This is a genomic window from Collinsella aerofaciens, from assembly GCF_040926265.1.
In the GTDB taxonomy this organism is placed as follows: Bacteria; Actinomycetota; Coriobacteriia; order Coriobacteriales; family Coriobacteriaceae; genus Collinsella; species Collinsella aerofaciens_BB.
Window position 1 is genome coordinate 90,632 of sequence record NZ_JBCOIL010000001.1, and the last position, 23,544, is coordinate 114,175.

Annotated in this window: 16 protein-coding genes and 1 pseudogene; 1 reads left to right on the forward strand and 16 read right to left on the reverse strand. The window is 50.0% G+C overall.

Features of this window, described 5'->3' with window-relative positions; translation table 11 throughout:
• The first annotated feature begins 137 nt into the window (after window positions 1-137).
• Window positions 138-1,106, forward strand: a complete 969-nt coding sequence (locus AB5767_RS00440) for a glycosyltransferase family 2 protein (RefSeq protein ID WP_368131563.1) — start codon at window positions 138-140, stop codon at window positions 1,104-1,106.
• A 105-nt stretch (window positions 1,107-1,211) separates the two neighbouring features.
• Here AB5767_RS00440 and AB5767_RS00445 read toward each other — a convergent pair whose 3' ends face one another.
• The 16 genes and pseudogenes from AB5767_RS00445 to AB5767_RS00520 all read right to left on the reverse strand — a co-directional run.
• Window positions 1,212-2,666 carry a sugar nucleotide-binding protein gene (locus AB5767_RS00445; RefSeq protein ID WP_368131564.1) on the reverse strand — a complete coding sequence of 485 codons (1,455 nt, stop codon included), beginning with the start codon at window positions 2,664-2,666 and terminating at the stop codon, window positions 1,212-1,214.
• Between the two features lie 14 nt (window positions 2,667-2,680).
• Window positions 2,681-3,700, reverse strand: a complete 1,020-nt coding sequence (gene rfbB / locus AB5767_RS00450) for a dTDP-glucose 4,6-dehydratase (RefSeq protein ID WP_118267705.1) — start codon at window positions 3,698-3,700, stop codon at window positions 2,681-2,683.
• A 75-nt stretch (window positions 3,701-3,775) separates the two neighbouring features.
• Entirely contained in the window at window positions 3,776-4,750 is a 975-nt protein-coding gene (locus tag AB5767_RS00455; protein WP_368131566.1) for a hypothetical protein, read from the reverse strand.
• A 9-nt stretch (window positions 4,751-4,759) separates the two neighbouring features.
• Window positions 4,760-5,197 (reverse strand): DUF4869 domain-containing protein, encoded by a 438-nt coding sequence (locus AB5767_RS00460; RefSeq protein ID WP_040360074.1) that lies wholly within the window; start codon window positions 5,195-5,197, stop codon window positions 4,760-4,762.
• Between the two features lie 95 nt (window positions 5,198-5,292).
• Window positions 5,293-6,192, reverse strand: coding sequence for a glucose-1-phosphate thymidylyltransferase RfbA (rfbA, locus tag AB5767_RS00465; protein ID WP_118267703.1), 900 nt, complete (start codon window positions 6,190-6,192; stop codon window positions 5,293-5,295).
• Window positions 6,193-6,302: 110 nt separating this feature from the next.
• Window positions 6,303-8,579, reverse strand: coding sequence for a glycosyltransferase (locus tag AB5767_RS00470; protein ID WP_368131568.1), 2,277 nt, complete (start codon window positions 8,577-8,579; stop codon window positions 6,303-6,305).
• A gap of 13 nt (window positions 8,580-8,592) precedes the next feature.
• On the reverse strand, window positions 8,593-10,071 hold the full coding sequence (locus AB5767_RS00475) for a DUF2142 domain-containing protein (RefSeq protein WP_040360056.1): 1,479 nt from the start codon (window positions 10,069-10,071) through the stop codon (window positions 8,593-8,595).
• 55 nt (window positions 10,072-10,126) lie between these two features.
• Window positions 10,127-10,921 (reverse strand): glycosyltransferase family A protein, encoded by a 795-nt coding sequence (locus AB5767_RS00480; protein WP_082222967.1) that lies wholly within the window; start codon window positions 10,919-10,921, stop codon window positions 10,127-10,129.
• 4 nt (window positions 10,922-10,925) lie between these two features.
• Window positions 10,926-11,276 carry a DUF2304 domain-containing protein gene (locus AB5767_RS00485; protein ID WP_082222966.1) on the reverse strand — a complete coding sequence of 117 codons (351 nt, stop codon included), beginning with the start codon at window positions 11,274-11,276 and terminating at the stop codon, window positions 10,926-10,928.
• Between the two features lie 11 nt (window positions 11,277-11,287).
• Complete coding sequence (locus AB5767_RS00490) at window positions 11,288-11,983, reverse strand: glycosyltransferase family 2 protein (RefSeq protein ID WP_368131569.1); 696 nt, start codon at window positions 11,981-11,983, stop codon at window positions 11,288-11,290.
• A gap of 77 nt (window positions 11,984-12,060) precedes the next feature.
• Window positions 12,061-13,335, reverse strand: a complete 1,275-nt coding sequence (locus AB5767_RS00495) for a lipopolysaccharide biosynthesis protein (protein ID WP_368131570.1) — start codon at window positions 13,333-13,335, stop codon at window positions 12,061-12,063.
• 21 nt (window positions 13,336-13,356) lie between these two features.
• On the reverse strand, window positions 13,357-14,283 hold the full coding sequence (locus AB5767_RS00500; RefSeq protein WP_006236225.1) for a glycosyltransferase family 2 protein: 927 nt from the start codon (window positions 14,281-14,283) through the stop codon (window positions 13,357-13,359).
• A 4-nt stretch (window positions 14,284-14,287) separates the two neighbouring features.
• Window positions 14,288-15,265: a glycosyltransferase family 8 protein gene (locus AB5767_RS00505; protein WP_115596199.1), complete on the reverse strand. Its 978-nt coding sequence runs from the start codon at window positions 15,263-15,265 to the stop codon at window positions 14,288-14,290.
• A gap of 216 nt (window positions 15,266-15,481) precedes the next feature.
• On the reverse strand, window positions 15,482-18,649 hold the full coding sequence (locus AB5767_RS00510) for a hypothetical protein (RefSeq protein ID WP_368131572.1): 3,168 nt from the start codon (window positions 18,647-18,649) through the stop codon (window positions 15,482-15,484).
• Between the two features lie 185 nt (window positions 18,650-18,834).
• Complete coding sequence (locus tag AB5767_RS00515; protein ID WP_368131573.1) at window positions 18,835-21,870, reverse strand: L,D-transpeptidase family protein; 3,036 nt, start codon at window positions 21,868-21,870, stop codon at window positions 18,835-18,837.
• Window positions 21,871-22,048: 178 nt separating this feature from the next.
• A pseudogene (locus tag AB5767_RS00520) lies at window positions 22,049-23,544 on the reverse strand (hypothetical protein); the annotation flags it as partial.

The following is a 23,544-nucleotide window of genomic DNA, read 5'->3' on the forward strand; positions in this document are numbered from 1 at the left end:
TCGTTGACAAACGAACAGTATAGACCCGACGACCATGCAAACGATTCACGCAACAAAACTGGAGAACTAACCCACATCTTAGGATGCCATGACCAAACGGCTATACTTTCAAGGATTGAATGTATAAGGAGCATTGAGTGAATTCTGAATCCATCGCCGTCATCATCCCCTGCTACAACGAAGCGCTCACGATCGGCAAAGTCATCGACGACTTTCACCGCGAGCTTCCGCAAGCGACGGTCTATGTCTATGACAACAACTCGTCGGACGATACCTCACGCATCGCCACCGAGCACGGCGCCACGGTCCGCTTTGAGCCCCGTCAGGGAAAGGGCAACGTGTGCCGCCAGATGTTTCGCGACATCGACGCCGATTGCTACCTGATGGTCGACGGCGACGACACCTACCCCGCCGAGGCGGCCAAAGCCCTCTGCGAGCCTATCCTCAGCGGCACGGCCGACATGACCGTAGGCGATCGCCTTTCCAACGGCACCTATGCCGAGGAGAACAAGCGTGCCTTCCACGGCTTTGGCAACAATCTGGTCCGTGCCATGATCAAGTGGATCTATGGCTACAGCTTCGATGATGTCATGACCGGCTACCGTGCCATGAGCCGCCCGTTCGTTAAAACCTTCCCTGTGCTTTCCGAGGGCTTCCAGATCGAAACCGAGCTCTCGATCCACGCCGTCGACCACCGCTGGCGCATCAAGGATGTGCCCATCGAGTACCGCGACCGTCCGGAAGGTTCCGAGTCCAAGCTCAATACCGTAAGCGACGGCATTAAAGTCGTTGCGATGATTGGCACGCTGTTCAAGGACTACCGCCCTCTGAAGTTCTTCAGCCTCGTCGCGCTTCTGTTTGCGGTGATCGGCCTCGCCTTGGGCACGCCCATCGTTGTCGAGTATTTCCAGACCGGCCTCGTTCCGCGCTTCCCCACCGCCATGCTCGCCGCGTCGTTTATGTTCCTGTGCGGTCTGAGCCTTGCGACCGGCTTCATCCTCGATTCCGTGGCAAAGGTCGAAACAAAGCAGTGGGAGGTCAACGTGTACAGCAAATACGCCTACGATGACCAGCCCGGCAGGTCCGCCACCACGCCAAGCGAGTGAAAGATCTTCCGCAAAATACTATTGGCACCACTGCGCAGATAGCCATCAACAAGAAAAGCCGCCGTTAAAGAACGGCGGCTTTTACTCTCGAAAAGTTGATAGCGGCTAGAGCGTCTTGAGGTACTCCCCAAGCTCTTCCTCCCAGTCGGGCATGTGGAACCCGACCGACTCGAGCCTGGAAAGGTCGAGCGCGGAGTGGACCGGGCGCGGGGCGACGGGTCCCTCGGCGCCGCCGTAGTAGTCGGCGGTGCTGACCGGCACGACCTTGTCCCCGTTGCCGTTGGCGGCCTCGAAGACGGCGCGGGCGATGTCGGCCCAGGACTTCACGGCGCCGGAGCCGGTGCAGTCGTAGGTGCCGTAGGGGGTGTGCGTCCCCAGCACATGGAAGATGGCCCGCGCCATGTCGCGCGTGAAGGTCAGGCGGCCCAGCTGGTCGTCGACCACGGTGATCTTGTCCAGCTTGTCGTCCGGGTCGGCGACGCGGTCGGAGAGCGCCTTCATCGTCTTGACGAAGTTGTGCCCCTCGCCGATGACCCAGGAGCTGCGCATGATGTAGTGGCGCGGGCAGCCGGCCACGGCGATGTCGCCCGCGGCCTTGGTCTGGCCGTAGACGGACAGCGGGCTGAGGGGCTCGTCCTCGGTATGGACCTCGGCCGTGCCGTCGAAGACGTAGTCGGAGGACACGTGCACGAGGGTGATCCCGTGCCCGGCGCAGGTGCGGGCGAGCAGGGCCGGGCCGGTGGCGTTGGCCTTCCAGGCGGTCACGCGGCCCTCGGGGGCCTCCGCTTTATCGACCGCCGTGTAGGCGCCGCAGTTGATCACGGTGCCGTAGAGCGACCAGTCGTACTGCGCGTAGGCGTCCGGGTCGGACATGTCGAAGGTGTCGATGTCGCAGAAGTCGAAGTCCTTGGCGACGCCGCGCTCCTCGGCCAGCGCGCGCACCGCATGGCCCAGCTGGCCGTTGCAGCCGGTGACGAGGGTGCGCTTCGGCGCCATGGGGACGACGTCCCTCAGCATCGGGTGGTTGAGGTCCGCCTCGGAGACGGTGGCCTGGTCGAGCGGGATCGGCCACTCGATGGCGAGCTCGGGGTCGGCGAGGTTCACGAAGGTGTAGGTCCTCTTCAGCTCGAGCGACCAGTGGGCGTCCACCAGGTAGGTGTAGGCGGTGCCGTCCTCCAGGGCCTGGAAGGAGTTGCCCACGCCGCGCGGGACGTAGATGGCCTTGCTGGGATCCAGAACGGTCGTGAACACCTTGCCGAAGGTCTCGCTGCCCTCGCGCAGGTCCACCCAGGCGCCGAAGACGGAACCGCGGGCCACGGAGATGAACTTGTCCCAGGGCTCCGCGTGGATGCCGCGGGTGACGCCGCGGCTGTCGTTGTAGGAGACGTTGTTCTGGACGACCCTGAGGTCCGGAATGCCCAGCGCGGTCATCTTGGCGCGCTGCCAGTTCTCCTTGAACCAGCCGCGCGAGTCGCCGTGGACGGCGAGGTCGACGACCTTGAGGCCCACGATGCCGGTCTCGGCGACGGCGAGGTCCTTCTCGAATGCGATGTCTGCCATGTCTCTCTCCCCTCCTACTGGCCCTGTGCGCGGTAACGGGCCTCGGTGGCCTCCTTGGCCGGGCGCCACCAAGACTCGTTGGCCACGTACCAGTCGATGGTGGCCTTCAGGCCCTCGGCGAAGTCGGTGTGGGCCGGCCTCCAGCCCAGCTCGCGCTGGAGCTTGGTCGAGTCGATGGCGTAGCGGCGGTCGTGGCCGGGGCGGTCGGCGACCCAGTCGAAGTCCTCGGGGTCGCGGCCCATGGCCTCCAGGATCATGCGCAGGACGGTGATGTTGTTCTTCTCCCCATTGGCGCCGATGAGGTAGGTCTCCCCCATGCGGCCCTTGGTGAGGATGTCCCACACCGCGGAGCTGTGGTCCTCGGTGTGGATCCAGTCGCGGACGTTCTCGCCCTTCCCGTAGAGCTTGGGGCGGACGCCGTCGACGATGTTCGTGATCTGCCTGGGGATGAACTTCTCCACGTGCTGGTAGGGGCCGTAGTTGTTGGAGCAGTTGGAGATCGTGGTGTGCAGGCCGTAGGTGCGGGTCCATGCGCGCACGAGCATGTCGGAACTCGCCTTGGTGGAGCTATAGGGGCTCGAGGGCTTATACGGCGTCTCCTCGGTGAACTTGGCGGGGTCGTCGAGCGCCAGGTCGCCGTAGACCTCGTCGGTGGAGACGTGGTGGTAGCGGACGCCATATTTGCGGACGGCCTCCAGCAGGCGGAAGGTGCCCTCCACGTTGGTGCGCAAGAACGGCTCCGGGTCGGCGATGGAGTTGTCGTTGTGGCTCTCTGCGGCGTAGTGCACGATCGCGTCGTGGCCGGGGACGATCCTATCGAGCAGCTCCGCGTCGCAGATGTCACCGACGACGAGCTCGACCCTGTCCTCGGGCAGCCCCGCGATGTTCTCGGGGTTGCCGGCGTAGGTCAGCTTGTCCAGGACGGTCACGTGGACGCCCGGGTGGTTCTTCACCACGTAGTGCACGAAGTTGCTGCCGATGAAGCCGCAACCGCCCGTGACGATGATGTTCTTAGGTTCAAAAATCTCAGACATGAAAATCCAATCTGAAGCAAGTACAGCTTCTTTAGTATGCCGCAGGAAGTGACGCCGCGACACTATTCAACAAAACTATCGGACATTTCGGCATGCGATAAGAGCCATGACCTTCGCAGAATTACTTCCCCTACAAAACGCCTCCGGAATGCAGTCTTTGTCGTACCGGAAGACCGAATTCCCAGTTTTATCGCGTAAGTACTTATAGAAGAAGTCTTCCCAGCTTTTAAACTTCTCACTGTTTACAAAGGCTTCTGGGGTTTCCAAAACCGCCTTAACATCTAACCCTGAAATTACGCCAGAGCTCAGCAGAAGCCACTCGAATGACTCGGGAAGACAAACCGTAACAGTATCGCGATGAATGTCTTGCAGCTTAAGGACGCGGTCCGCATAGCACCCAAATGCCGCTCCGTCCGCGACAACAAACACGCGATCGTCGAAATGCTGATCCAACCAGCCCAAAATCGCGATGTTCGTCATGGCCGAAGCACAGGTAAGCTCACTATCAGCGAAATGCCGTTCAAAGAACTGGAAACCAGACTTACTGTCCTCGCATAGAAGGATAGAAAAGTCCTGTTTTGGCGCCGATCGGGAAATAGCATAACGATGATTTCCGCGATCTTGATAAACAGGGACGAAGGAATGGTATTTTCCGCTCGTCTTAATCTTGTAAATCTCATCCACGCTATACGGAAGATTGGGGAAATCAGCCCTTGAGATCAGCACGAAATAATTCGAGGAATACAGCACATGATGGGCAAACTCATCAGAATGGATCTCTTTTAAGCCCTCATCGACAAATACAATCGAGTCATGAACGGACGAAAGCTGGTTTCGCCAATCATAATCGGTCAGGGCGACACAGGGACAATCGCATTGCAAGGAGACACCCGACTGCTCGCCCGTTCGCATGTAGTCTGCGACCATGTCAAACAGTGTCGTCTTACCCGCGCCACTATCGCCACGCACAATAGTGATGTTCCGCTTGATGGTAAATGTGTACTTAGTTCCCCTGCGGCGGGAAATCTTAACGAGATGCGAACCGTTCATAAGCAGTACCTACAGATACGGAATCGACTCGTGAATCAATTCGGCCATGTTGTGAACGATTCGGCCGCTATTCACGACTTTAATTTTAAAATCCTCGCGACCAAAGTCCATCACATGATAGAGATTCACAACGAGCTTGCGGTCTTTCGCCATGTCAAGAATCCACTTGGCACAGTTGTCACCACAGGTAGAGGCGTTAAAAATATGCTTACGATCAAATCTCATAAGCAGCAGCGTTTTCACGCCACCAGAAAGCTGGAGTGGGGAGATGGATCCAAGCACGGGGCTTTCGATGACGTTTTCGGAGACAACATCCGATCGATCGACATCTTTAATTATCGAGACTGCATAGGGATCCGTAATCCAAGTAGACCGGTAAGAGTTTTTGAAATATGTCGCTGTGTTGTAAATCGCTTCTGGCATATCGCCAAAGTAGACGCTTAACACATCCACTCCCAATCATATTATCTTTATGGTCAACGTAATCATAACGAAAGGGGCCACCAGATAAACGGTGACCCCTAAAAGAAAACAAGCTGGCGCTAGTACTCGCGCGGGCTGTTGACGATCTCGCCGGCGGCGACCTTCTTCAGGTGCTGCCCGTAGACCGACTTGCCGTAGGCCTTGGCGGCTTCCTCCAGCTCGGCGGTCGTGATCCAGCCGTTCTCCCAGGCGATCTCCTCGGGCACGGACACGGGCAGGTCCTGGGAGTGCTCCACGGCGCGGACGAACTCCGCCGCCTCGTGCAGGCTCTCCATGGTGCCGGTGTCGAGCCACGCGTAGCCGCGGCCCAGGGTGACGACGGAGAGCGTCCCCTCCTCCAGGTACATCTGGTTGAGCGTGGTGATCTCGAGCTCGCCGCGGGCCGACGGCTCCACCCTATGCGCCTTGGCGGCCACGTCGCCCGGGTAGAAGTACAGGCCGGTGACGGCGTAGGAGCTCTTGGGGCGCTCGGGCTTCTCCTCGATGGAGACGGCCCTCCCCTCGCGGTCGAACTCCACGACGCCGAAGCGCTCGGGGTCGTCCACGTGGTAGCCGAAGACCGTGGCGCGGCCCGACTCGGCGTTCTGGACGGCGCGCGTCAGGTGGCGGGACAGGCCGTTGCCGTAGAAGATGTTGTCGCCCAGCACCAGGGCGCACGGCTCTCCGCCGATGAAGTCCTCGCCGATGGTGAAGGCCTGCGCCAGGCCGTCCGGCGAGGGCTGCTCCGCGTAGGAGAGGTTCACGCCGTAGCGCGAGCCGTCCCCGAGCAGGCGCTCGAAGTTGGGCAGGTCGGTCGGGGTGGAGATGACCAAGATGTCCCGGATGCCCGCCAGCATGAGGGTGGACAGCGGGTAGTAGATCATGGGCTTGTCGTAGACCGGCAGCAGCTGCTTGGAGGTCACGAGCGTGAGCGGGTACAGGCGCGTGCCGGACCCGCCGGCGAGGATGATGCCTTTCATAACATAACTCCTTAAAAAATAAAGCAGCCAGACATTGCATGCTTGCGGCAACGTTAACTTAAAGGTCTACGTTGCCGCAAGTATGCATCCATCACATTAAAACTATAGTATCAGTCATATAGGCGAACGACTCTATCCGTCAGTTTTGACCAGTCCCTCTCCTCCGCAGTCTTCAATCCCCCGTCATACAGCGTCTTACGAAGACCGTGATCATTAACGATGCGATTAATGCAGCTCACCGCAGCATCAATATCTCCCCGGTCATAAAGCAAGCAATTCAATCCGTCGCGAAGGAACTCTGCATTACCTCCATTGGGAACAGCAACAACAAAGCCGCCGGTCGCCATCATCTCCAGCGGGGGATATGAAAAACTTTCGAGAATGCTTGTCTTCAATAAAATATGACACTGGTTATAGATGTCTGATATTTGATCATGCGGTACTCTACCGAGGAAATTATCAATACGGTACCAAGGCTTCTTTTTACCAGTGTAGTTCATGTACCAAATCTCATATCTTTCAGAGTCAAGCCTTTCCACTACCCTGAAAGCTTCATCAACATTTTTATAATCAGAACCGCAATCCCCCTCAATTAGAATCCTAATTTTGGGCAAAGAAAAATCGCGCACAGAATGAGGGAACGCAGCAAGGTCAAGTCCGTTTGGCACAGACTTACAATCCTGACCGAACCTGTCCTGAAGCCATTCCTCACACCAAGGCGAAATTGTCAAATAGTCAATATCATTATTCAAATACGTGGCATTTGCTTGAAGGCGCAGTCTATCTCCTGGAAGATAAAAATCGGTCTCCAGATTCTGGACCAAGTACTTTTTCTTACCAATACGTGGATAGCGCCTAACAAAATCAAGAGTGTCCCAAAGGGTTGCAACTGCGGTATCAATTGCACCCGACAAAGGACATTTATCGAGCTTACCGCTAGGAACGACACGATTAAGAACAGGAATACGATGTCCGAGAACTTCAAGCCACTTTGTTGAATCATCAGTATTAAGCAACAATACATCAACGCCAGCGTCTTGAAGAATGCACAGATGCCTAAGGGCGACTAAGACACCACCGCTAGTATTCACGCTCGGCATGACCATTGCGAGATTGGGAGATTGTTCTTTTACAATAATATCTCGGATTGCTTTAGCAGCCGAAACAGTAGTGCAGTGCTCATGGCAGTATAAATATGCAGATTCGCCGACGCTCTTCCTAAGATCAGAATCTAATATCAGACGATTGAGGGCAGCACACCAGTCCTCAACACAATCGCAGAGAAATCCAGTAACGCCATCCTGAATCATCTTCTTAAAGGCGCCAACATTGCTAGCAACCGTAGGAACCTTAACAAGCGATGATTCAATCCATTTATTCTCGGATTTAGCTCGATTGAATAGAGTATTCTCCAAAGGAGCGATATTGATATCACAGGAAGCTATATAATTTGGAAGCCGACGCCAATCGCAAAATGGGAACGTGACAATACGTTCAGAAAATGGCATCAAGTCATCAGGAACATCGAGTTCCCCGCCCACCATCAGGGTGACGTTGTGATGAGTCTCCATTACCTTAGATAATGCTGGGAGTACTGAATTGAAATCTGCATTATGGGTAATGCTTCCGCTAAAATAGCCGATTCTGATTTCCTGAGTTTTCTGTTTTTCATCCCTTCGCTCAACCGCTCGCTTATAGGGAACCCTATCCTCGGGCAAGACGCTTGAGCTTTGCAAGCTGGGGAGTACATCTCGACGATAGATAGCAATATTCGAATAATCAATCATCGATTCAGATGCTACATTTCTATTTATATAGACCCTGGGAACATATTTTTTTAGTTCTTCCGCCATACCCTCAGTAGTAGTGATAGCGCAATCGCAAAGCTTCAGTGTTTCACCCATTCGCCTGACTCCATCGTCATAGCAAGACTTATCATGAGCAGACATTGCATTAACGAACGGAATAGAATCGGTATAAGCAGTGTCGATAACCAAATCATCAATGTCATAAATAACACGCTTATTGAGTTTTTTTGCCTGCCTAATTAAAGATTCAACTTCATCACTTAGGGGACAACGGAAAATAATAAAAGTACGCGCATGCCTAAGAATATCCTTTTCCATCTCCCAGGCATTAACCTTTTGGACCGTTAAGCCGGCAGCCTCAAGTTCCTCAATCTGATGATCGACACGGTACCTAATAGGATGCGGAACGGAATAATCACATCCATTAATAAAAATAACATCAAAAAAAGAATTGTCTTGGCGAGAGCCAAAATCAAATCGAGGCCTATGCATTGAGAGTACATGGGAGACCTTCTTGGGGACGTTATAAAAGCCCTCTTCTTTAACGGTGTAACCAATGCCCTCAAGAAGGTTCAACATGAAACACTAACTCCTAAAACGCAGAAAGAATTGAAATAAAGTCAACAAATAGAATAGTACTCATTATCAATGAAGAACCAAGCAAGACATGTCCTTCAGAACTTGATTTTATCGGTCGCAAGATATTCAACAGAACCGGAAGGACCAGTGGGAATAAATATCGTCCTTGGACCCCCATGATAATATCTTCACGCTTATCAACAGTAAGAGTCCAGTTCCTCATCGTCATAACAATCAGGAAGAAATTGACGAATACAACAGCAATCATTACAAAGCGATCCGTACTGCAGAATAATTTTTTATTATTTTCATCGTTATAAAACAGAACAACGGACTGAAGAATGATGTAAAGCCAAAAACAAAATGGCCAAACATTAATCGAAAGAGCGCCAAGATTGTAACCTGCATAGGATTGAAACCAGAATGGCCCCATCTCCCAAATAGACTTAATAAAGACCTTTGCGCAATGCAGCGGCGCTCGCATCAAATCAAAAGAATCTGGCATGAAACTACCATGATAAAGAGACACGAACGCACAGCTCGCAACAAAAGCTATCGCAAAGAAGGAAAAGATGAACTTTATATAGCTGTCTGTTCCTTTAAGTTTTTTCCAGTGAATAAGATTCAAGAGTACCAACGGGAAAAACATTATCTTTGAAAGAAGCAGTAAAACGGATAGCAGTATTAACGCCAGCAGAGATCGATATGAGTACAACGAGTCCGCATAAATCTTAACAACTACAGCAACGTACAAAATGGCAACAATGTTTGCGACAGAATCAGCCGAAACAGACGCTTCCTGCTGCAATAAAATGGGATTTAGTAAAAAAATCAAAACAGCATTTTTACCAACTGGCATCAGTTTGATTATCCAATAAGCCGCGAAGCAATATATTAATCCAGCGCACACGCGCGAAACTGAAAGGGCCACAAAGGCATTGAAACCCGTTTGCTGCGCAAATCCTAGAATTACTCCCGGAATTAAATAAAGATGAGGGTAATAGCTCCCCAAATACGTATGGCACACAAAGACGCTAGACCAATCGGTAGGCTGAGTCATTGCATTAAAATAATCTGCGTACGATGAAGGAAACTGACCCAATTGGAAGCAAGAGACAACATCAAAGCCATTGCCGTTACGAGACAATAAGGCGGCCGCCTGCCAAATATGAGAAGCCTCGTCTGGAACATTAGCGGGCAGCATGAAAAGGCCAAAAGCAGTTACAGCGGGCACACCAATCACCACAAAGCAAATTGCGGGATTGTGCTGCTCTTTAATTAATAATAGGACACCAACGAACAAGCAGGCGATTAAGGGCAGAGCCGAGAGCCATAGCCCAGGCAATCCGATAGCGCTGGCTTTAAAGGCGCAATAGTAGAAAAATCCCAAGCAAAGAGAGAGTGCAGCTATAAGTGGATAAACGATAAACGTCAGAGCTTTTCGATAACTATCAGATAGTTTCAGATGACCAGTAAAGGTATCTAGATTCATAACTCTACAACTCCGTCTCGATAAATGTTCAACTTACGCCGGCATTGTTGCAGCGTCATAAAGAATTGCTTCTCATGCTAAGCGAATACAGGCTACAGACTATTGGAGCAAACCACTTGGGCCAGAATTTTTGAAGCATAGTTTCATCCTCCGACCTCCTTGTATCATCTTTAATCAACGCCGTGGTCTCAGAGCCTTCATGAATTCGATGAAACATTAAAACCTCGGGAGAATAAACGAAAGATCCGTCGATTTTCGAGAATCTTTCCCATGCCTCCCAGTCCAAGTCACATTTCATGTCTGTCATAAATAACGGTGTCTGTAAGATGCTTAGATTAAATGTCACAGAAGGACAGCAGATGGCGGAACCGAACCTCAGGATATCCCTTTTATCCTTAACCGATGAAAGAGCGCCGTGGCGAGCAAACTTACGAAGTAAAATTCTCTTAATTTTCAGAATAAGGAGGTTTTCTTCATATACGCCATTTCTTATCTCACCATAATTAGAAAAGAAGATTAAAGGTCGATCCGCTTCTTTCATAGCCCGCAGCATAGTTTCCGTATAACTAGAGCTATAGATATCATCCTGATGAGCTATAGTCACAAGCTTTGTATTTGAATTCGCAATAGCACAATTCCAGTCATGAGATATGCTAGGCGACCCCTCGTTAACAATTACCGGAATCGAATAATTAGACGCTATACGATCAATATAGGAATTAGGAGTTGACGTCGATATAAGGATATTACTTCGGGTGCTTTGGTTCACTAAAGAATCTAAACAGTCAGACAAGTACGGAGACTCGCCGTATGCGCACAATACAAATGTATGATCTTTTGCCAAGCACATGGCATTACTCCCTATTTTTTGATTCAAGCTCTTTTTCAAGCAATGCAATTCGTTGAGTTAAGTTAGCAATTGCAGAAGATTGTTTACTTGACAGACATGCCATAGAAAGAACAATGCATATCAAAAATAAAAACCCTAAGACAAAAACAAAATTGGCTGGAGTCTGAAAACCAAATAAACTTGAAATGAAGTAAAGAGGTTGCGGAAAGAGGCCGCATACCAACAAAACCAATGCAAGAACAATCCAAAGAAGTGAATACTTGAGCTGAAGGCTATCCTTTAATACAAGACGCAGCACAAAACAAAGCAAAACTAAACAAGCAGTAATGACACCAAACTGTAAGGAAATATGCATAACAACCCGTCCTAATTCGAGAATGAAGAGATGATAATCGCCAAAGTAACCTTTATCATGTAATAAATGCTACTAAAACCAGAAATTGACGACTTTCCCCCCTGTCGTTCTTTCATTACGACAGGCACTTCTGTAACGCGAAGGCCCTTAACCATAGCCGCAACAGCAGAATCCGGCTCCGGATAGTCTACGGGATATTTTTTACAGAACAGATCTATGGCCTTAGATCCACATGCGCGAAAACCAGAAGTGGGGTCGCTAACACGAACGTGAGTTGTAAGATGAATTACCGCAGAGAGCCATCTAATTCCAAGACGCCTCAAGAAGGTTGACTTGAAGCCTTCAGATTCCTCAAGAAATCGCGATCCGATAACTAAATCAGACCCATTATTTATTTCATCAAGCAAGCGCGATATGTAATGGGCGTCATGCTGCCCATCACCATCAACTTGGATGTCTACATCATAGCCAAAGCGTTTGGCATATTTGTGTCCGGCTTGAACCGCGCCTCCAATGCCAAGATTCTGCGATAAATCCAGGACATTAACCCCCGCATCGCGACAAACACGCAAAGTGTCATCAGTGGAGCCATCGTTAATAACTACATAATCGTATCCAGCTTCCTCCACAGAAGAAACCGTATCTAAAATGTTCGCCTCTTCATTAAAAGCTGGGATGATAACCAGCGCTCTTAATTCATGCATCATCTGAATCCTCAGTACAGAATATCAATCAAACAGCCCAAGTCGAACTGAAAAACCCTATCGAAACAAGGAGAGCGAATTTACAGTTCGGATGTGACAGATTGCTTCGCCTTCCGATTTAATAGGTTAATTATACAAAGGAAGGAAAATAATAATCCAAAACCGTATGCCACCAAGATAATGATATTGATGACATTTGCATCAGAAGCAAATACCGGATTCACAAAACAATAACGAGAAAGAAACACGGCCAACGCTAACGAAGCGGCACCAGAAATCGTGCCAATAATCGGTTTCCCAAATGCAATAAAGACATCAATAGTGAAAAAGTTCAAACCAGTGAATGCGGTAGCAACGAGTGCCAACGGAAGATAATCTGAGTGAAGGCCAACTTCTTTGCCATAAATAGCAGTAAGCACAGGTTCGCCTATGAAAGCACTAGCCATGGCACACATCGCCGTCAAAACGAATACGGAAACGAGCATCTTAATAAATACTAAGCGTAATCGGTGAGTTTCGTTTTCTCGCCACATTGCCGAAATAGGTCCAAGCAGGGGGGCATATAGATAAGATACGAGAGCCTGAATTACGGCAGTCGGAGTGGCAACGGCGGCATAAAAACCCAACGCCTCATTTCCATAGGAAAGGCCATAGAACTGTCTTGTTACGCTAACAACAGCCGTGCACGCAAGAGATGCAACAAAACCGGGAAAGCAGATACGCGACAATTTGATAAGGGAAGTAAAATCAAAATCAGGTATAACGGCACAAAACCGTTTTGTCATTCTAAAATCATATGTAAGCACAACAGCTATGGTAACAAAAGCCATTGAAGCAACGGCTATTACCAAGTTATCAAATAGCAACAAGCACAACGAAAAGGAGACTAGAACTCCTACGCCACGAACTATTTGAGAGATAGCCGCAATGTCCAATCTGTTGTTTACCTGATCCACACCGTGAAGAACATCGACAAATGAATCACCAGCTTTAAATAGGCAATAAACAGCAACAACTGCCCAATCGTTGAATGCAACAGAGACTAAACAATAGAAGAAGCAAATTACACAGGCAAGTATTGTTGCAACGATTCTATGAGCGATAAAAATCCCAGTCGTAAAATCAGAATAGCTCTCAGAAACCTGAACGGGGCGCGCTCTAAGCAAAACAATGGTCGCAAAAATATTACCAACAGACATAGCCACAGCAAGGCTACCAGACATGCTAATGTCGGAACCAAGTGTCACCACAAGAACAGTAATCAGCCAGTTGCAAATCAAATACGCCATCGAGCCGACGCTGTTCCAAACAAGACTCTGCTCAACAGAGAGTTCTTTCGTTTTTCTATTAGACACAATCACTCCAGCAGTGGATCATCAGGCCTTGTTGAATAAAAACAAAACGCGAAGAAGTAAATCAGAAATCAAAGTAGGTCGCAGACGCTTTGGGAAAAATGCTTTCCTAAGTCTTGAAATAATCCCATCATCATTGGTGAAAATATCAAGCTCATGTTTCTGCTCAAAACTAAGCTCATCATAAAACACCGCAGAAAAATGGCTTAACTTTTTACTCTCATCTTTCGATCTATCACCAAATAGCTCGTCCTTAAAATAGGTCTTTAAAAGATCAAAATAACGATTATCTCCAGACGTGACCGCAGAGGAATGACGAACATGTGAAGCCGTACAGACGGAATCAAACAATACCTTTCCAAATGCCGAAGCACACCGAATCAGCCAACGATCATGCATTTCATTCCCTGGATCTACCTCAAGAATAAAGGCCCTGCAGGCAAGGCGATTAAATACTATCGTGAAGCCTAGTCCGGGAGTATAAAACAAGGTGTTATGAAAAGAGAGGTACTTGTCCTGCGGAGCCGACTCGCGTATCGTCTCGCCATCTTCGTTTACATATGAAAAGGAAGAAAAGTAGACAGTCGGCACCTTGTCTCCACTATTTTCAATTGCCCTGACTGCCCGTTCAATTTTATCGGTCTTCCAAATATCATCCTGATCGGCAAATGCATAGTAGTCATATTCGGGAACCCGTTTGATAATTTCATAAAAACTATTTGGGCACCCAAGATTACCGATTGAATCTTGAATTAAATGAATGCTGGAGTTTGACCGACAGTACCATTGTGCAATTTCAACAGTTTCATCCGTTGAACCATCATCACGAATATAGACGGAGCAATTAGGCCAAGTTTGCTCCAAGATACTATCAAGCTGTTTGGCCAAATACTTTCCGCCGTTATATGTGGGTAAAACAATGCAAACAGACTTGTCTTTGATTTTATCCATAATCCTATTTATTTCTTTGCGAGGCACGATATTTAAGAAATGCGGGAATCAACCCGCTGATCACTTTATAACGAAGCTGAGGAAAAGGCCTGGTTAGGAAATTAAAAGTCCGCCAAGCAAGAAAATAAGCGCCCCAACCATCTTCATCTTTCGCGTCCTTCCAGAACGTTTCTGATAAATAAAAGTGATACTCATTATTGAAGCGATGAGTATTCCCCCGCCGCCATGGCCTCTCTTCGCCGAGATAATGGACAACGATGGGCTTCGATCTTGCGGTATTAAAACTGTTTTCATCCGAAAAGCCCGGCATTAACGAGTTTAAGAATATAAACGGATAGTAGTCAAAGATATTGGAATAATTGAACGCAGGGGATAAACTGCAAATCTTATCTTTAAGTACTGCATTTAGAGCATCTTGATCATTCGCAAACAAGCGTCCTGAGCGGCGCTCGCAATAATCCAATAATTGATCTTCGCAACAAGTTGATCTCCATTGCTTTAAATCAACGAGCAACACGCCAGCATTGTGGTACAGACAGCCATTTAAGTCTAAATCATTAAGTCGAGATGGGCCGACCGTTGGCTCGGGAACCATTCCAACCACGCAACCCTTAAGATCTTGATTCCAAAGAAGAGCAATATCCCCAAGAACAATCGTATCGCCATCGAGGTAAATAACTCTTTCGATCTCATTAGGTAGAAAATGTGCCATCAAAAGCCTAGCAAGAACTATTTCATTCCATCCCGATGTATCAAAATCAAACCCGAGAGCATCTTTGAAGTTCGAAATATCATAAAATACAAGGTTTTGGTTGTATTCGGTCACCATCTCCTGGAGCAAACGCTGGTTATCCTCTGTAATGCCATTAGAGAAGACATGAAAAGTAATGTCTTGAATACCGGAATGATTTGAAACAACCGAGCAAATATTGGCGGCCAACTGTGGGACAAAATTGTTATCAACCGTATAAAGCAAATTCATGATTACCAAACTTCACCTTAATTCACCCAATAGAAATTAATGATGACGACTTAATGAAAGAGGCCGAAACGAAATCCTTACACAAAGGATAAAGTCTAGCACGGTTTGTCTCTTTCAAATAACTTGCAACTAAGGAGGGTGAATTGAGGGGACTACAACCCCATCAATTCACCCCCACTTCATTAGCGTTGGTATATAGGCAAATTGGATCTATATTTAGCTTTTCTCAACCAGCCTAACCTCAAGCGCTTCTAGATGCAGAGCCTCACCAGTTGTACCGGCACACTCGCCCGATTTAACCCAGTCTAGCCAACCTTTGCTTTGAACGTGTGCCCTATAGACAACGTCATAATGCTTGGCAAGATCTCCCGTCAGTTTTATTTCAACAGCCTCAACAGCAAGAGACTTCCCCGTAGTACCGGCAACCTTTCCATTTTTGACCCACTTTTGCCAGCCGATATTTTGAACGTGAGCTCGATACTCGATGCCGCCGGAATACCCTAGGTCAGGCTTGCTAATCGTCAACGCCTCAACAGCAAGATTTCGGCCAGTTGTGCCAACGGTCATGCCTTCGCAAACAGGCGACTGCCAACCAAGGTTTGAAACATGTGCCTTGATTGAAAACGCTCTCTGAATAGAGGGCTGACTCGTATCCCCAGGAGCGGGCGAACCCTTTTCGACCAAAACGACCTGAAATGCCTCTAGCCTCAAAACGAAACCGGTCGTTCCGGCAACTTGATCATTGCAGGCCCAACCGAGCCATCCCTTATCCTGAACGTGAGCTCGATAATAAACGTCATAGTGATTGGCCATCTCACCAGTCAGGCGAATCTGAATAGCCTGGACAGACTTGCTCTGGCCCGTAGTACCAGAAACTTTCCCCTCCTTCACATAGCCCTGCCAGCCATAATCGGAAACATGTGTCCTGTACTCCAATGCACCATCATAGGGAGCATTCTGCAGATTGAGAGTAATAGCCTCGACGGCTTTTGACTGCCCAACGGTACCGGAAGCATTTCCACCCTTAGAGGCCGATTGCCAGCCGTCATTTGAAACATGCGAAGTTGCCAAGACGTCAAGAGGGCCTCGTGACACCTTAACAACATCATAGCCCGACTCGCCCTTCTTGAAATAAGTCAGAGCACCGCTATTGTGCGAATAGATAGCAAAGTCGTAATTTGCCGAAGCAAGTATGGAATCCGAAAACTCTACGAGATAGCAAGAGTCTCCCTGTTTGCAAAGGGATCTGATAGCAGCATCCGTGTCTTCGGTAATCGGAGAAGCAAACCAATCCATAATGGAATAATCGATGACGGCACCCGGCTTCAAGGCCTCGGCCTTTGTGGAATTCCAAAGTCCACCAGCAGCATCGGCACTGGCCGAGTTATACGTACTAGACCCATAACCAGACAGACCGATCTCCGGATTAAAGAAGAGGATCAGCTCTGCAGCGACGGAAGAATCGACATCGGTAATGCCAAGACGGTCAAGCTGTTCCTGCTTTTGGGGATACATACCCGTCGGTGTGTTTGGATGCCCCTTGTAATAATACAAATAGTCATCGCCATAGATAACTTCGGTCAAGTTGGCATAGTCGTCAAAATTCTGCTCGTAAGAAACGTACGTTCCAAGCAGCATCATTACCTTTTTGCCCTGCTGAGTCGCCGCATCAAAATAGCCATCGTTAAAGTTGTACAGCGCCTTAAACGCTTGGACTGTATCCTCTCCCCTATTCTGCAGGCTCGTAAGCATGCCCGAAACATTCACCTTCTTAACGCCGGGATCGGACGCGATCTTATTCGCAAAGGCATTATCGTCACCACTCGTAAACAGATTCGTTCGAGTCATCCACCACTGAGTGCCAGGCTCAATACTCAGCACGGCATACATAGAATCCCAGTGATCGTGATAATCGCTATACGACTTTGAGACCTCACCGGTTTCGTATTCCTTATTCTTGGCGGCGTTCCATAAAGTAATCAGTTCCGCTTGCTTAGAATCTGGATCCTTAACGTCAAAGGCTTCGTTGGTAAAGACATACGTGGCGGATCCATCGGACAACAGCCGAATGGAGTATTGGCCTGCGGGAATCTTGTTGGCGTAAATCATCCTATGGATCAACGAACAGGTGATGTCATTGATATACAGATTGAACTTTGCCTTGGGATTGATCTTGTAGAGAGCAGCGACATAATCCGCGAACGCCTGATAGCTCGAACTAGAAGCATTCTCCTCATGAGTCAGATACGGAAGACCGTACATCCCGGATGGAAGCGAGTTCCAGTTATAGGCACTTGGACGATCGAGCATTACAATTGACGGAACGGTCGTTCCAGCAGAAGAGGTACTGATATCCCAGAAAGATAGCGAATAGAGAACAACGGGGAAAGAAGCACTCAAAGGGGCAAGGTTGTACTCACTCGCAGAAATGCCAATTGACTGATGGTCCTCTTGAACGATGTTTCCGTTCTTCAAATACTGCAACGTAACGTCAAACGGACCATAATCGCTAAATTCAATTTCACTGGAGCTAGAGCCCAGATCTCCGAGTGCAATCGTGCTTGAGACGGAACGGGTGACCCTCCCTCCATACGACATGGAGCCTGCCACCTTTATCGAATCAGCGATCCCGAGTCGTTTTATATCCTCGATCTGCGGGATATTCAGGGTTACTTTAGTCGTCTCCCCAACCTGAGAAAGAGAGCAATTAAAGACATATGGGACATAGGCACCAGCAGTATCGCCGGGCGCCGCGTCACCCTTTTTTACAATGACGATCTGTATTGCTTCAACGGCATAAGACCAACCGGTGGTTCCCGCAGTCGACCCATTTGAAGTCCATCCAAGCCAGCCGAAATTAGAAGCATGAACGCGATAATACAGGTCATAAGAAGCCGCCCTGTTGCCCGTCAGCTTGAGCTCGACGGCTTCAATCTGAAGGCCCTTTCCCGTTGTGCCGGAGACGGCTCCATTAGAAACCCAATCCTGCCAGCCTTCATTTTGAACATGAGAGCGGTATTCGATACCAAGGTCTTCTGAATTAGGGAGGGAAACCCTGAGTGCTTCAAGCCTACGGGACTGGCCCGTTGTGCCAGAGGTCGAGCCATTCGATGTAAACGTCGGCTCCCAACCAATGCCTGAAATGTGAGATTTATAGCTGACGTCCGGGGCCGCCTCTTTGGGCTCCACGGTAGCATCAATCGAAGGCGCCGTTTCATCGGCTACAGCAGCAGTTTGATCCGAGGGGTCGGATTGGGTCTCTGGAACGGATTCATATTCGTTGGAACCAACATTTTGATCTGCCCAACAAGCCAAAGGGCTCAAAAGCAGCATCGTCATGAAGCAGGAAATCAGAACAATAAATGCTCTAAATTGCCTTTTCAAAAGAATCGCCTCCTAGATAGACGGTCGTCAATAACCATACTATCGGGAGTTAGCTTCATTAATGTCACCAATTAGGTGAACGAAGAAAAAGGAGCCTAATCCAACGGCAAGGGCCCTTTCCTGTTGCCAAGACTGCGGCAACAGGAAAGGGCCCTCTAACAAGCTCTCACCGCTTACGGGAATAGTTAGTAGATTACCACCTTGGTAGCAAGGGGCACGTTATCCCAAATCCATTTAGCGCGATCAATGGGCAAACGCACGCAGCCTTGTGAAACATGCATTCCCATTCGGCTGTCCATGGGATTAAAAGTTCCCTGGTAGTACGGTATTGAATGGAACAGATAGTCACCGTAAAACTGCGTGTAGTAGTAGCAGGTATACCCATGTCCAAACGAGTAGCCCTTGCCGGTGACGGTATACTCACCCGTAGGCGTTGGAGTACTAGGGGCGCCGGTAGAGCAAGTCCAGTATTGAGCGTAACTCCACGACCCGCGCTGTCCACGAAAAACTCCAAGGCGGCATGCTTGCCTGTCAACCATAATGAGCCAGCTTGTGCTGCTCGAATATCTATTAGCTCGATTAAGCATAGTCATCATATCTGCCGGCAACAAGGGCTGGTCAGTAAACGGACGCGCAGTAGAACCGGGAGCACCAGCGCCCTTGGGAACAATCTTCACTTGAACAGACTCGACTCTGCAGCCTATCCTAGACGTACCCGCAGGCTGCCCATTTGAGGTCCAGTCGAGCCACCCAAAGTCTTGGCAATATGCTCGATACCAAACATCAAAGTAGTTCGATAAATCACCGGTCAACTTAATCTTAAGAGCCTCGATACGCTTTGCGCAGCCTACTGTGCCAGCGACATTCCCATTGGAAGTCCAACCTTGCCAGCCCACATCCTGTACATGGGCGGAGTACTCAATACCGCCCGATACGCTACTGGAGACATTCAACTTCAGCGCCTCAATAGCAAGCGATCTGCCGGTTGTGCCCGCAACACCACCGTTGCCAACGGGATTCATCCAACCAAGCGTGGCGACATGCGCCTGGAGCGTTAGAGCTGGAGCAGAGATAAATGCGGGCGCAGACGATGAGCCAGGATTCCCGCCCTTCGCGACAAGCTTAATTTGGACAGCTTCTATCTGGATATTTAACCCGGTAGTTCCAGCGGAATCGCCGTTTTTGGCCCAACCCAACCAACCATAACCAGCCGAATGAACTCGATAGTAGATGTCATACTGATTCGCGAGGGGACCATTAATGCGCAGCTCAAGAGCCTGAATGGCCAATCCTTGTCCAACGGTCCCAACATAACCGGCAGACCGCCATTCCTGCCAACCAATATTGGCAACATGAGCTCGTGCCTCAACCAGAGAATCATCATCCACACCGGCCAGCACCACATTCAGAGCTTGAAGCGAAAGCGATTTTCCCGTTGTGCCGGCATCCTGCCCATCTAAAACAGATGGAAACCACCCACGGCTAGCGGAATGGGCCTGATAAACAACATGAGCGCAATCGGCGGAAGTATCGGAAACAAATGCTCCGTCCGTTACTCCGGGAGCGCCACTGCCTTTACTGATAATCCTTACTTCGACAGCCTTAAGGAATGAACCCGGTATCGTTGCCCCCGCATCCGCGCCATTACACGCCCAGCCAAGCCATCCTTTTTTGGAGTCAAAACACCGGTACCAAACGTCATAGGCATTAGACAAATCACCAGTAAGAGTCAATCTCACGGCCTTCAAAGTACGGCCATCATTTTTAGAATTGAGCGCGGCACCGTCAGAAACAACTCCGCTCCATCCACTAAATTCATAGCAGCCTGAATAACCGATTGAACCTGAAGTCTCTTGATTATCAAACGAAATAGAAAGCGATGTTAAAGGCTCAGAGCCGCTCTCGGAACCCATTAAAATCGTTTTACCCTGCACAGTGCCCAAGCTATTGCCATTAAGGCCATACGAACTGCCACTCAGAACATCCGTAGCTCCAATAAAATGATTCGCTGTATCTCCAGGAGCAGAGCAGCCCTTTTCGACCAACATAACCTGAATACCCTGAATGGCGGCACCCTTCCCCACCGAGCCCGCAGGAGACCCGTTGGACGTCCAGCCCAACCATCCGCCCAATTTGGAAGCATACACACGGTACCAAATGTCGTAAGTTGCAGATATCTCGTCATTGAGCTTAAACTGAACGGACTCAACTGACCGAGACTGCCCGGTCGTGCCAACAGTACCTGAAGACCAGCTTTGCCAACCAATGCCAGAGACGTGCGCGCGAGAGGAAATAGAGCCTCCGTGGCCATACCAATTAACACTAAGCGACAGTGCCTCGATTGCATTTCTTGAGTCAATGACCCCCGATGTCTTTCCGTCCGCGACAACACCCATCCATCCAACATTGGAGATATGAGATCGATAGGAAACAGTAGGCGGTTCCTGGGAATGGTCCCTAAAGGCATCGCCTCGCGCTGGCGCATCTTGAGCATTTTTTGGAAGCACCTTTATCTGAATAGCTTCGATCTGATAAGCATAGCCCTGTGTTCCAGCAGGCTCACCATTTGAGGCCCAGCCAAGCCAACCAACATTTGCAGAATGAACGCGATACCAAATGTCATACGAGTCAGAAAGACCGCCCGACAAAGATAGCTTGATCGCTTCGATGGCTCGCGACTGTCCAACTGTTCCAGATGTCTGCCCGTTACCCACCGGCTGAGGCTCCCAGCCGATCCCGGAAATGTGTGATTGGACCGAAATGCTGTCATTCCCCAAAGGGGTGCCATCTTGTGAAAGCAGATTGATCTTGAGGGCTTCAACGCGCTTAGCACGACCTGTTGTGCCAGCCGTCATTCCATTTGAAACGGGAGCCTGCCAGCCAATATCCTGTACATGAGTCTGGTATGAAACAGAACCAAAGACAGCGGATACATCATTTTCGGGTTTCGGCGAATCAGTCGCATTGGAAGCAGACTCGCTAGAAACGGATGAGGGAGAATCATTGTCTGACACAGTCGGCTGCTCGACTTCAACCCCCTGCTGTTCATCATTTAGGACGAAACTCTCGTCTTCCGAGCTGCTGGCGGCGCTATTGGAATAATCAGTAGACTCCGGCTGCACCGGTAAAGAATCAGCCCAGACAGAAAGGGGCGACAGAAGACAATGAAGAATCAGTAATGGCGTCATTGCCGTTGCTAGCAGTCGTTGCGTCTTTTTCATTCGACTTCCCCATCAATCGACCATCTTTAGCATCATTATTTATCGTTTCGGCAATTGCTTAAATACCGAAAACGTGAATGGCACTTAAATAGAAACGAACGGACCGTTGCAAAACGACCCGTTCGTTTTTAACCAGAGTAACTGCTAGAACCTGTGCGAAGGCATGACTTTCGATCAGCTATGCAAGCGGCACGTTGTCATACCAACCCCACTTTGGCTTATATGAGGTGGAATAATAATCCAACCAGTACGCCATATCGAGCGTCCTGATCTGACCGACATTATCCATAACCTGGTTATTGCCAATATAGAGACAAACGTGACCGTAAATGCTGCCCATGCGGGTATGCGTATGCGAAGGAACGGCAATGACCATTCCAACTTTCAGCTGAGAATAATCGGTGAATTTACAATAATCCCAGTAGTAATCGCAGGCATCTGTATGGACGTTCCTAAATCCGGCACGCTCGTAGATATCTGCAATCCACTCGGAGCACAATCCCGGGCCAGGAGACGGTACCTGTCGGGCAAGATCAACAATCTTCTTCTGCATAGGATTTGCAAACGCAGAAGGCTGCCCAAGCAAACATGGCGAAACGGTGCTCCCGGGGGCATTGGCGCCCTTCCTTGTAAGTCGAACTTGAACAGCTTGGACATGCGTCCCATAGCCAGTGCTACCGGCAACGGCACCATTTTTAGTCCAACCAAGCCAGCCGACATTATCGACATGGACCCTATACCAAACATCAAAATAGGTTGCTAAGTCACCAGAAAGAGAAATTTTAATAGCCTCAACCGAATTAGATTCAGCGGTAGACGAAAGCTGCTCCCCGTTTGTCTTGCCAGAAGTCCAGCCTACATTCGAAAGATGCAGTTGATAAGCAATCCCGCCGGCAACAGATGAAGTAGTTTTAGCCGAAAACCCGGTGATGGGAATTCCCTGACCGGTCGTACCGGACACCTCTCCGGCAGGGACATAATTCTGCCAAGCACCTTTCACCTGAGCGGAATACGTCACCGTAGGTATTTCAAGATGGGGATAGCCCGATGTATCAGGATGGGAGGTACCCTTCTTAATGAGCTTAATCTGAACAGCCTCGAGAGAGCATGACATACCGGTGGTGCCGGCCTCCTCGCCGTCCTTGGCCCAGGCCATCCAGCCGATGTTGGAGGCGTGCACGCGGTAGTAGACGTCGTAGTCCTTGGCGAGGGAGCCCGTGAGCCTCAGGCGCACGGCCTCGACGGCGCGGCCCTGGCCGGTGGTGCCGCCCTCGGAGGCCGAGGGGGTGTCCCAGCCCTGCCAGCCGACGCCCGAGACGTGGGCGTCGATCTGGACGCACGAGCCGTCTGAGTAGTCGGAACTGTCGAGCGAGAGCTTGAGGTCCTCGAGGGCGAGGCCGCGGCCGGTGGTGCCGGCGGTCGCCCCGTCGGACACGGCGCCCTGCCAGCCAACGTTGGAGACGTGGGCGCGGTAGGTCAGGGACATGGGCTTCTTCTTGAAGGCGTAGTCGACGTTGGCCCCGTCGGACGAGGGGGCGGCGTCGCCCTTCTTGACGAGCCTGATCTGGACGGCCTCGACGCTCCTGCCGAAGCCGGTGGTGCCGGCCTCCTCGCCGTCCTTGGCCCAGGCCATCCAGCCGATGTTGGAGGCGTGCACGCGGTAGTAGACGTCGT